Below are 13,246 nucleotides of genomic sequence, written 5' to 3' on the forward strand. Positions count from 1 at the left end.
TTAATAAGGATGAAGAAAAAAATACTTTTAGTACTTACCATATTTTCGTTTTTAGCGTATAGTCAAAACTCTTGTACACTAGACGAAACTAAATTAACAGGAACATTTACCACAACCACAGTTGGTGGTACAAAAATTAAAGCAAGTGATGCAACTGCCCAACATGAATTTGGAGAACGTGTGGCTATAGATGGAAATATTGCTGTAGCAAGTTCTAGAAGTAATGAAGCTGCTGAAGGTAAAGTCTATGTTTTTATTAACGATGGATCTGGTAACTGGACACAACAGACAATTTTAAAAGCTAGCGATGGCTTTGCTGGTGATAATTTTGGATCTTCTGTTGCTATTGAAGGTAATTATTTAATTGTTGGAGCTCGTTCTCAAACTAATGTTTCGGCAGTCGATACAGGAGCGGCTTATTTATTTGAATATAACGGTGTTGATACCTGGACAGAAGTTGCTGTTTTTGAACCGAGTGATGGAAGTTCTGGTGATCGATTTGGAGAATCAGTTTCTATAGAAGGGAATTTAATTTTAATTGGTTCTAGAGATGGATGTGTAGGAGGGTGTGCCTATTTATATGAAAATGACGGAACAAATACATTTACGTATTCAGAAACTAAACTAGAACCTCAAGTTCAATCTAATTATTCAGGAGCCCGCTTTGGATATGCTGCCTTGGTTAAAGACGGTCGCGCTTATGTGGGTGGTGCTAGAGATTATTCTTCCGTAGGTAATGCTCATTCAGGTAGTGTACAAATTTGGGATCAAGCCAATGATGGAACTTGGACACGTACTCACCGATTAAGAGGAACAGAATCAACTGAGTTTTTTGGTTGTAGTTTAAGTGTAGAAGGCGATTATTTAGTTATTGGTGCTTTAAACTATGAAAATAGTGTTACTCCTGAAGCTGATCAAGGAAGGGTATTTGTTTACAAAGCTGATAGTAACGGTGACTATTTAGACACCAACAGAGTCATGATTCAAAATTCGGATAAAGATAGCTTTACCGATCAACGTTTTGGTTCAGCAGTCGCTTTAGAGAATGGATATCTGTATGTTGGAGCTCGAGGTGATTCTGGTGAACCAAACTCAGATGCAGTATATATTTTTAAAGATGATGGAACGAATAACTGGACTCAGTTTTCAAAAGTAATCACAGGAGATTCAGTAGGATATTTTTCAAATAATGCCCTTTCGGTTTCATATCCAAATATGATTGTAGGACAACCTAGAGATCATTTCCCTAGTAATTCAGGAGCAATTCACTTTGTTCCTTTAGCAAGTGCAGTAACACCAACAGCTTCTATTACAGGAACTACCGGGGCGTTTATTGGTCAAAACAATGCAACTATAACACTTAATTTTTCTGATGAAGCTACCAGAACAGAAATTCAATTTAGTGTAGATGGCGGAGTAACTTATCCTTATATATTTAATGATGATTTAGGAACAAGTGATATCACCAATTTAGGTATAGGTACTTATGATTTAAAAGCAAGATTTAATAATGGTTCTTGTGAGTTAGATTTAGGAACAGTAACCATAAATCAAGCAACTTATACAGCTATACCAGATGCAAATTTTGAAGCTCGATTAGAAGCTTTAGGATATGACGATATTTCTGATGATGGACAAGTACCAACGGATATGATTGAAATTGTAACTTCATTAGATGTTTCTCATAGTACAATTTCTGATATGACAGGAATTGAAGATTTTACTGCTTTAGAAGTTTTAAATTGTAAAACCAATCCTTTTGAAACATTAGATGTTTCAAACAATACTCAATTAAAATCTCTAACAAGTAGCAGTGGTAGATTGGATGAAATTGATGTTACAAATAATCCTTTATTAGAAGTATTAGATGTATCTGCTAATGATGATATAGCAGTTATAGATCTTAGCAATAATCCACTACTTAGAGAATTAACTTGTAACTTTAATTCGATTACTAGTTTAGATTTTAGCTCAAATCCTAATTTAGAGATAGCCATAGTTTATAACAATAACCTATCATCATTAGATCTTAGTACAACTACGAAACTGGTTCAACTAGATGCAAGAAACAATAATTTGACATCTCTAAATGTGAAAAATGGGAATAATACTAATATGACATTGTTTGATGCAAGATCAAATAGTGGATTATTCTGTATTAATGTAGATGATATTTCTTATAGCACAACAAATTGGACTAACATTAACACAGGAATGGTTTTTAGTAATGATGGTTGTCGATATACTCAAATTCCAGACTCTACTTTCGAAGCTCGATTAGAAGAATTAGGTTATGATGATGTTTCAGGTGACGGACAAGTACCTACTCGATTAATTGAAGTTGTGACCAGTTTAGGACTTACTGAGTTAGGGATCAATGATTTAACAGGAATAGAAGATTTTACTACTTTAAAAACTTTAAATGCTAATGGTAATAATTTTACATCTTTAGATGTAAGTGAAAATACCTTATTAGAAACATTATTTGTCAATAGTAATAATATTTCCTCTATAGACGTATCAAATAATACAGCATTAAAAAATTTAGCGATAGGGAGCAATGGTATTTCAACATTAGACGTATCGAACAATTTAGCTTTAAGAGATCTATATGTACAAGGAAATGGTAAATTAACCAGTTTAGACTTAAGTAACAACGTCGAATTAAGAGAATTATACACTTATTCTTCTGGTATCTCATCCTTAGATTTAAGTATTCATACAGAACTAAGAATATTTTCAGCTTATAAATCATCGCTAACCTCTATTGATCTTTCTAATAATGATGAATTAAGATCATTACGTGTAGATGAAACTAATGTTACAGCATTAGATTTGAGTAATAATACTAAACTTGAAACTTTACGTATAAATGATACGGGTATTACGACTTTAGATTTGAGTAATCAACCTGCACTAATTAATTTATGGGCACACGATACTAATTTAACTTCTTTAAATGTCCAAAATGGAAATAATATAAACGTTAATACATTCAATATTACTAACAATCCGGGATTATCATGTATCAATGTAGATGATGCATCATATAGTACAACCAACTGGACCAATATCGATTCTGGAATGTATTTCACTACTTATGGTTGTAGATACACCCAAATTCCTGATACCAATTTTGAAGCTAGATTAAATGCTTTAGGTTATGATGATATTGCTAATGATGGTCAAGTTCCAACAGACTTAATTGAAGTAGTTACAGAACTACAACTAGCCGGTCAAAATATTACAGATTTAACAGGAATAGAAGATTTTAAAGCTCTTGAAGAATTAAAAGCAAATGGAAATGACCTTACAAATCTAAATCTTTCAAATAATACAGCTTTAAAACTAGTTTGGGTAACTAGCAATGCTAATATTGGCGCTATCAACTTAACTAACAACCCTTTATTAGAAGATCTTAGAATACAATACTCTGGAACTTCTATAGATATTTCTAAGCTTTCAGCTTTAGATCGTTTTGGCTGTACAAATTGTGGATTGACTAGTTTAAATACAAGTGATAATACAAACTTACGTTGGTTAGATTTAGAAAACACACCTGTAACTTCACTTGATTTAACTTCGAACTCAAAGTTAGAAATTTTAGAAATTGATAAAACTAGTTTAGTTGAGTTAAACCTATCCAGCAATACTGCATTAGAATTTATTTATGCTGAAAATATTACCACATTAACAGGTTTAAATATTCAAAATGGTACAAATACTAATATCAAAACTTTTGAAACTGTTGGAACACCTGTTCCTTGCATTAAAGTAGATGATGTTACATATAGTACTACAAACTGGACAGATGTAGATCCTTTGACCACCTTCAATCAATCAGGATATTGTTTGTACACACAAATTCCTGACGCTAATTTTGAAGCAGAATTAAATACTCTTGGTTATGATGATATTGTTAACGATGGCAAAGTACCAACAGCTTTAATTGAAGTTGTAACTAGCTTAGATGTTAGCAATAAAAACATTGTTGACTTAACAGGAATAGAAGATTTTACATCTTTGGTAACTTTGAACTGTGCAGATAACAATTTAACAACTGTTGATGTGTCTAACAACACAGCTTTAGAAACTATTAATGCTTTAGATAATCAAATAACTTCTATTGACATTTCACAAAATACGAGTTTAAAAAGCATCAATTTAGGTAACAATCCGATATCTTCTCTAGATTTTTCTAATAATAATTTAATTACAAGATTAGAATGTAACGGAACTAACATCTCAAGTTTAGATATTACTAACCTAACTCAACTAGATTACTTAGAAGCTTTTAACACAGGTATCACATCAATAGACTTAAGTCAAAATACAGTTTTAAGAGTAGCTCAGTTACAAAACACAAATATTGCCACAATCGATGTTTCTACAAACACTGGATTAACTCACTTATGGCTGAATAATACATTATTAACATCTTTAGATCTTACCACAAACACAATACTACAATCATTACGTACTTGGGAAACAAGCATTACAGAATTAGATTTATCAAATCAAACTTCATTACTATCATTTTATGGTCAAAATGGAGTTTTAGAAAAGTTAAATGTACAGAATGGGAATAATACAAATATTTTAACAGGAGCTTTTAATACTAAAGGGAATCCTAACTTGACTTGTATTCTTGTAGACGATCCTAGTTATAGTAACACCAACTGGACTAATATTGATGTAACTACAAGTTTCAGTAACACGTATTGTGAATATACAACTATCACAGATGCCAATTTTGAAGCTGCTTTAAATAATTTAGGTTATGATGATATTGCTAACGACGGACAAGTACCAACTAGTTTAATTGAATCGGTAACAACATTAGATGTCAGCAACCAAAATATTGCTGATTTAACAGGAATTCAAGATTTCACTGCTCTTACAGATTTAAATGTAGAAACCAATGTATTAACTAGTTTAAATTTGAGTAGTAATGTGAACCTTCAAAATTTAAACTTTGATTATAATACTATTTCGAATTTAAATTTAGGATCAATTTCGAAGTTAATTTCTATAGAAGCTCGATATAATCAACTAACAACTATTGATTTGAGTCAGAGCCCTGATTTAAGTTTCATCAATATCAGAAACAATTTACTTACATCAATAGACATTACTAACAATCCTTTATTAGAAAATATAACACTTAGAGGAAACTCAAATTTGACAACAATCAATACTAGTAATAATCCAAATTTAAAGTATCTATATTTTCAAGATACAGGATTAACAGGTCTAGATGTTTCACAAAATCCATTGTTAGAAATTGTTATTATTGAACGTGTGAATTTTAATGCTATTGATGTTTCTAATTTATCAGCGTTAAGACAATTAAGAATTACTGATAACAATTTCACTTCTTTAGATGTATCAAACAACCCTGCTTTAGAAAGATTAGAATGTGACAATAATAATCTTACATATTTAAATCTTCAAAATGGGAACAACACAAATATGTCTAATGGTAATTTTAAGGCTGCAGGAAATCCTTCATTAACTTGTATTAGAGTTGATGATGCTACTTGGAGTACAACAAATTGGACCAATATTGATAATACAGCTGGTTTTAGTGATACCTATTGTGAATATACTAGTATTCCGGACGCAACATTTGAAGCAGAATTAGAAGCTTTAGGTTATGATGATATTTCTGGAGATGGACAAGTACCTACTAAATTAATCGAAGTAGTTACTAGTTTAAATCTTAATGATATTGGAATTAGCGATTTAACCGGAATTGAAGATTTTACTACATTAGTTACCTTAAATGCTAGAGGTAATAATTTTACTTCATTAGATGTTAGTAACAATATCCTACTAGAAACATTAACCGTTAATACTAATAATTTAACTACAATTGATGTATCAAAAAATGTAGCATTAAGAATTTTAAATCTTGGAACAAATTTATTTACGTCAGTTGATGTATCTAAAAATGTAAATTTGAGAGATTTATTCGTTCAAGGAAATAGCGGATTAACTACGTTAGATATTAGTAATAATACGCAACTACAAAAATTATATACTACTAATACTAGTATTGCAACATTAGATCTTAGTCTTAATTCTGACCTTCGATTATTAGAAGTTTATAAGTCTCCAATTGCTAGTATAGATTTATCAAACAATCCAAATTTAACTTCATTACGAGTTGACGAAACTAATATCACAGAAATTGATTTAACTAACAATATCAATATTGAAACTTTACGTGTTAACGATACAGGTATTCAAACTTTAGATTTGAGTAAATTAACATCTTTAGAAAAATTATGGGCACATGATACTAGTTTAAATTATTTGAATGTAAAAAATGGTAATAACAGCAATGTTCTTACGTTTAGAATAGAAAACAATTCTAGTTTAAGTTGTGCTATTGTTGATGATGCTAGCTATAGTACCACGAATTGGACCGATATTCCTACTGGACTTGTATTTAGTACTACATATTGCGATTACACATCAATTCCAGATGCGAATTTTGAAGCTGCTTTAGAAGCTTTAGGTTACGATGATATTTCTGGTGACGGACAAGTACCAACAGTATTAATAGAAGTTGTTGAAGACTTAACTATAGTATCAAAAGCTATTGCTGATATTACGGGAATTGAAGATTTCAAAGCCTTAAAAACGTTAAACTGTGCTGGAAACACATTTACAAATTTAGATTTATCAAACAATACAAATGTAACTTCAGTAATTACAAAGTTCACTCCTCTTACAGCCTTAAACATAAGTAACAGTCCAAATTTAGATATATTAGTTTGTTCTTTTAATGATTTATCTGCATTAGATGTTTCAAAAAACACAGCATTAACCTATTTAGAGTGTAACAATAATAACCTTAAAAGTTTAGATATTTCTTTAAACACTGCTTTATTGGATTTACGTTGTGGTAGTAACAGTTTAACAGTAATTGATGTTACTAATAACACAGCGCTTACATCTTTCTGGTGTCAAGACAATTCAATTACAGATTTAGATCTTAGTAATCAAACAAAATTAGTTTCAATTACTGTTAACGATAATAACTTAACTTCTTTAAATGTAAAGAATGGAAACAATACGAATGTTACTAATTTCATCGCTACAGGTAATATAAACTTAACATGTATTAACGTTGATGATGCTACTTACAGTACAACGAATTGGCTAGGTATTGATGATACTGCTAATTTTAGCAATACAGGCTGTAGTTATACACAAATTCCTGATGCAAATTTCGAAGCTGAATTAGAAGCTTTAGGTTATGATGATATTTCTGGTGACGGACAAGTTCCAACGTATTTAATTGAAGTCGTAACAAGTTTAGCACTGCCAAATAAAGGAATCAGCGATTTAACTGGAATTGAAGATTTTGTAGCTTTAACTTCTCTAAACTGTAGAGTAAATAACCTTACTGCTTTAGATGTAACTCAAAACACACTGCTAAAAACATTAACTTCAGATGGTAACTCTTTAACTTCAATTGATTTATCTAACAATACTGATTTAGAGATTTTAAATTTAGCTGGAAGTAATTTAACTTCATTAGATCTTACAAATAATACTTTATTACGAAAGTTATTACTGAACGGTAATGGTGGTTTAACTAGTTTAGATATCAGTAATAACACAAAACTAGTCGAATTTAAAGCGTATGCTACCAATATTGCTGCTTTAGATTTTAGTGTTCATCCTGATTTAGAAACTTTAGAATGTTATGGTACACAAATTAGTACTGTTGATTTCTCTAACAATCCTGAGTTACGAGTACTTCGTGTTGATAATACAAATATTACTGAATTGGATTTAAGCAATAATCCAAATATTGAAACATTACGTGTGAATGATACAGGTATAGCCTCTTTAGATTTAAGTAAGCAAATAGTTTTGAAAAATTTATATGCACATGAAACGAATTTAAGTTACCTAAATGTGAAAAACGGAAACAACACAAATGTTACTACGTTTAGAGCTGAAAATAACCCTAACTTAACTTGTATTGTTGTTGACAATGCTACGTATAGTACAACAAATTGGACAGATATTGATGGAACTGCTAGTTTTACAAATAACTATTGTCGTTACACTGCAATCCCAGATGCGAATTTTGAATCGGCTTTAGAAAGTTTAGGTTATGATGATATCTCTGCAGATGGTCAGGTTCCTACAGCATTAATTGAAGGAATTACTACTCTTGATGTAAAGAATTTATCTATTACAGATTTCACAGGAATAGAAAATTTTGTTGGATTAACTAGTTTAGATGTAGGAAATAATAACGCTGGAAGTATTGATATCACAAATCTAGTTTTACTAGAATTTGTTAGACTCGATGCTATGTCGTTAACATCAATAGACCTTTCTAAAAACACAGCACTTGTCGATTTACGTTGTTCTTTTAATTCAGGAATAACAAGTATAGATGTATCAAATAATACGTTACTAGAAACAGCACATGTAGGTAATAATAGTCTTTCGAATATTGATCTAAGTAATAATACTCTTTTGTATGAGTTGAGAATGTCTAATAACAATCTAACAAGTGTAGATTTATCAAACAATACTGCACTAACAGAATTGAATCTATCAAATAATGAATTAAGTTATTTAAATCTTAAGAACGCCAATAACACTAATATTTTAATATTTTATAGTACTGGTAATCCACTTTTAAGTTGTGTTTTGGTTGATGATGCAAATTACAGTACAACAAATTGGACGAATATTGACGATACAACAAGTTTTAGAGACACAGATTATTGTAATTATACTGCTATTCCAGACTCGAACTTTGAAGCTCGATTAGAAGCTTTTGGATATGATGATATTTCAGGTGATGGACAAGTTCCAACTGCTTTAATTGAAACTATTACTTCTTTAACTATAAACAAACAATCGATTACCGATTTTACTGGAATACAAGATTTCAAGAGTTTAACATACTTAGATGCTGGAAACAATAGCGCAGGAAGTATTGATATCTCTAATTTAGTTTTATTAGAATTTGTTAGACTTGATGCAATGTCTTTAAGTTCAATAGACTTATCAAAAAACACAGCACTTACCGATCTACGTTGTTCGTATAATTCAGGTATGACGAGTATAGACATTTCTAAAAATACCTTATTAGAAACAGCTCACATTAGTAACAATAGTCTTTCTAGTGTAGATGTAAGTAATAATCCATTACTTTATGAACTACGAGCTGCTTCAAATGATTTAACTACAATAGATGTATCGGCTAACACTGCCCTACTTGGTTTAAATCTTAGTAATAATCCAAACTTAACAAGTTTAGATTTAGCCAATAATACAGTATTAAAAGAATTAAGTGCAACAAATTGTGGTTTAAATTCGGTAACTTCTATTAACACAACCGACTTAGAAGAAGTAAGATTATCAAACAACAATCTTACAAGTTTAGATGTATCGAATAGTATTGCTAGTATATTTGAATTATATGTTGGTGAAAACAACCTAACAAGTTTAGATGTAACAGGAGCTGTTCGTTTATTCACATTATCAGCATATTCAAACAGTATTACAAATTTAGATTTATCTACTGCAACTAGCATTGAAATTATAAATGTTTCATACAATAACTTATCTTCTCTAAATCTGAAGAATGGTAAAAACAATTTAGTTCTATCTTTTAATGCTGAAAACAACGCTGCTCTAAATTGTATTTTGGTAGATGATGCTGAATATAGTACTACGAGATGGTCAGATATTGATGATACAACAAACTTTAGTGATACGCACTGTGGAAGTGTTCAAGTAGCAATAAAAGCCTACTTACAAGGAGCCTTTATCAATCCTAATTCTGGAGAAGAAAGCTTAATGCGTGACGATTTACGTGTATCTGGTGGTGTTTATGGTTCTACTTCTCCTTATTCGGACAGTGCAACTATTTCAGATGCTATAAAACTAGATAATGTAGGAGCAAACTCTATGGTAGATTGGGTTTGGGTTGAGCTGAGAGATGCTACTAATCCTAATACGATTATAGCTGGAAAATCTGGAATACTACAACGTAATGGTGATATTGTAACAACAGATGACGGAAGTTCTCCTCTTTATTTTGATGTAAGTTCTGATAACTACTATATCGTAATTAAACACAGAAATCACTTGAGTATTATGACTTCGTCAGTTATTAGTTTATCAACAACTACAACAACTGTTGATTTAGCTTCAAGTAGCACTGCTGTTTCAGGAGGCTCAAATGCAATTACTGATATGGGTAATGGAATTTTTGCCATGATTGCTGGAGACTTTGATGAAAACGGACAAGTTCAAAACTCTGATACTAATGCTGTAATCCAACAACTGGGATTATCTGGATATAATAAGGCAGATATAGACATGAATGGTCAGGTTCAAAATTCTGATATCAATAACCTTTTGAGTCCTAACATAGGAAAAGGAGAACAACTTATAAATAGTATCGATTAATCTAAAATTAATACCAATTGAACAGTACAGTATTCTCTTGTATGACAGTTTTCAATTGGTATTAGTTTTTAATTGTAAATAATTTCACTCGATTTAACATCTCTGTTTTAAACAAAATTCATCTTAAATAACAACTTAAAAATAAACTAAGGATGTTTGTTGAAGATGTAATGTGATGTTTACATAAAACAAAAAGTACAGAACTAAATAACCCCAAAACATGAAAAAAATCTCGTTAATTTTAGTCGCTTTTATACTCGTATTATCTTGTAAAGATGATGACGATTTTAGTATAGAAACTAGCAATCAAAATATAACTAACGAAGAGTTTGCACTAATGAATTTTGGAGCTACTAGTAATTCAAATTTCTTTGGACGCATTGTGAATACAAACGGTCAAAATATTAAAGATGTACTAATAACCATCGGTAATGAAAGTACCTATACAGATCATAACGGAATTTTCACCTTCACAAATGCTTCTGTCTACGAAAATTTTGCTTTGATAAAAGCTTCAAAAGACGGATATATTCAAGCTAGTAGAGCTTTAATCCCTAATTCAAATAGTACAAACGATGTACAAATTACCTTACTTGAAAAAAATATAGTGGCTAGTATTTCTTCAGGAAGCGCATCAGAAGTGATTTTATCAAATGGTTCAAGTGTAAGCTTTGGAGGCGATTTTGTAGACTCAAATGGTAATCCATACAACGGAAAAATTGACGTTTCTGTTCATTATGTAGAACCGAATCAAGAATCAACATTTACGGAAATGCCTGGAATGTTATTTGGACAACGTGAAAATGGTTCAGCCTCAGCAATGGAAACGTATGGAATGCTAGCTGTAAATTTATATGCACCCAGTGGAGAGGAATTAAATATTACTGAAACATCACCAGCAACATTAAAATTCCCAGTATCGGTGAGTACACCAAACGCTCCAACTGAAATTCCATTATGGTATTTTGATGAAGAAGTAGGCTACTGGAGAGAAGAAGGAACAGCCACTAAGGTAGGTAATGAATATATAGCTCAAGTTTCTCATTTTACTTGGTGGAACTGTGATGTACCATTAGATGATATCAATATGTGTTTTACCTTACAATATGAAAATACAACGGTAAACGAAACAAACCCTATTGCGAATCACTATTTTGAAATCAATAGAAATAGCACAGGACAATTAATTTACGCGGGTTATACAAATGATGTTGGAGAAGAATGTGGCGTATTTCCAAAAAATGAAGCAGTAACTATTGACGTTTATGGAAATGATGCTTGTGCTACAGAAATCATACACTCACAATCTTTAGGTCCGTATAATTCAGACACATCAATACAAATAACAATTCCTTCATTATCATCAGAGTTGTCAAATGCAACTGTAAAAGCAACCGTAATAGATTGTTCTGGAAATCCTATGACCAATGGTTATGCGGTACTATACAATCAAAATTCAAATGCTTTTGATATTAACAATACAGTGTACATTACTGACGGAACAGTAAACACAAGTTTGCTGTATTGTAATGCTGCTAGTTATGCAATGGTTATTTTTGATTTAAATACCAATAACATAACAGATAAAATACTATTAAATCTAAGCCCAAATACTACAACAGATTTAGGAGTTCTATCCTCATGTGGAAATACTACTGGAGGAACCTATGTAGGAAATGTTACCATTAAAAATCAACAAGAATTAGACTTCTTTGGACTATTTGGGTATTCTGAAATCCAAGGAGATTTAACCATTCATGAAGATAATAGTACAAGAGCAATATTAAGTAGTTTACAACCATTATCAAGTTTACAACAAGTACAAAATTTTAACCTTTTAAGCACAGGGTTATCTTCTTTAACAGGTTTGGAAAACTTATCAGTTTCAGGTAATTTTTATATGAGTGATGATACCATTAGATCACTTCATGGATTACAAGGAATATCAAATGTACAATCCTTAGCCATTTATAATTGTGATGGGTTAACTACATTAAATGGTTTACATAATTTGGTGAATGTTGACTATGATTTTTACTTGCTAAGAAATCCGTTGATTCAAAATTTCACAGGCTTAGATAATGTACAATCGGTAGGTTATTTTAATGTTCAAGATTGTACATCACTTCAAAATATTGAAGGATTAACAAGTTTTAACTCGTCTTTTGATCTTAAAATTGAAAATTGTCAATCGTTTTCATCGTTAAACGGTATCGATACAATTTTATCAAATAGCGCCACAATAGATAGAATACATTTAAAAAATAATGATGTACTGAATACTCTAGGTGGTTTAGAAAATTTACAAAAAGCAAGTTATTTAGTATTAGAAAGTAATAGTAATTTAACAGATTTATCTGCTTTAGTTAATCTAATAACTTTAGATGCATTATTTATAAGAGATAATAATGCACTTACATCTTTAGACGGTTTAGATAATTTAGCTAGTGTAAACTGGTTGGGAATAGGAACCTATGGTTCATGTACAGGACAAGGAAATGGAGGAAATGTTAATTTACAAGACTTTTGTGCACTATCGAATTTGATCGTCAATGGATCAATTGGTACATCTTATCATGTTTGTAATAATGCTAATAATCCGTCAATTTCAGATATACAAGCTGGAAATTGTAATTAAAGCATAGGTAATCTCTATTGTCAAAAATGGTTTAAAATTATCCGATTAAAAACAATTACTGCTTTATATTCTTGTACGGTTTTGGAAACGGTTAATTTTTTAGAAAACTATTTAACGTGAATCTCGTTTAAGAATGTGAGTGTCAGTTCT

2 protein-coding genes are annotated in these 13,246 nt (G+C 30.9%); both read left to right on the forward strand.

Annotated elements, in window-relative coordinates; genetic code table 11:
- Positions 1–9: 9 nt before the first annotated feature.
- Complete coding sequence (locus tag BVC87_RS18090; protein ID WP_075343817.1) at positions 10–10,458, forward strand: hypothetical protein; 10,449 nt, start codon at positions 10–12, stop codon at positions 10,456–10,458.
- Positions 10,459–10,678: 220 nt separating this feature from the next.
- Entirely contained in the window at positions 10,679–13,096 is a 2,418-nt protein-coding gene (locus BVC87_RS18095) for a carboxypeptidase-like regulatory domain-containing protein (protein WP_143569833.1), read from the forward strand.
- Positions 13,097–13,246 lie beyond the last annotated feature (150 nt).

It is taken from the genome of Tenacibaculum agarivorans, from assembly GCF_001936575.1.
Classification (GTDB): Bacteria; Bacteroidota; Bacteroidia; order Flavobacteriales; family Flavobacteriaceae; genus Polaribacter; species Polaribacter agarivorans.

What these genes read in the sequence shown, in the direction of transcription:
- BVC87_RS18090 (WP_075343817.1), top strand. Translation starts at nt 10, where the DNA reads ATGAAGAAAAAAATACTTTTAGTACTTACCATATTTTCGTTTTTAGCG.
- BVC87_RS18095 (WP_143569833.1), top strand. Translation starts at nt 10,679, where the DNA reads ATGAAAAAAATCTCGTTAATTTTAGTCGCTTTTATACTCGTATTATCT.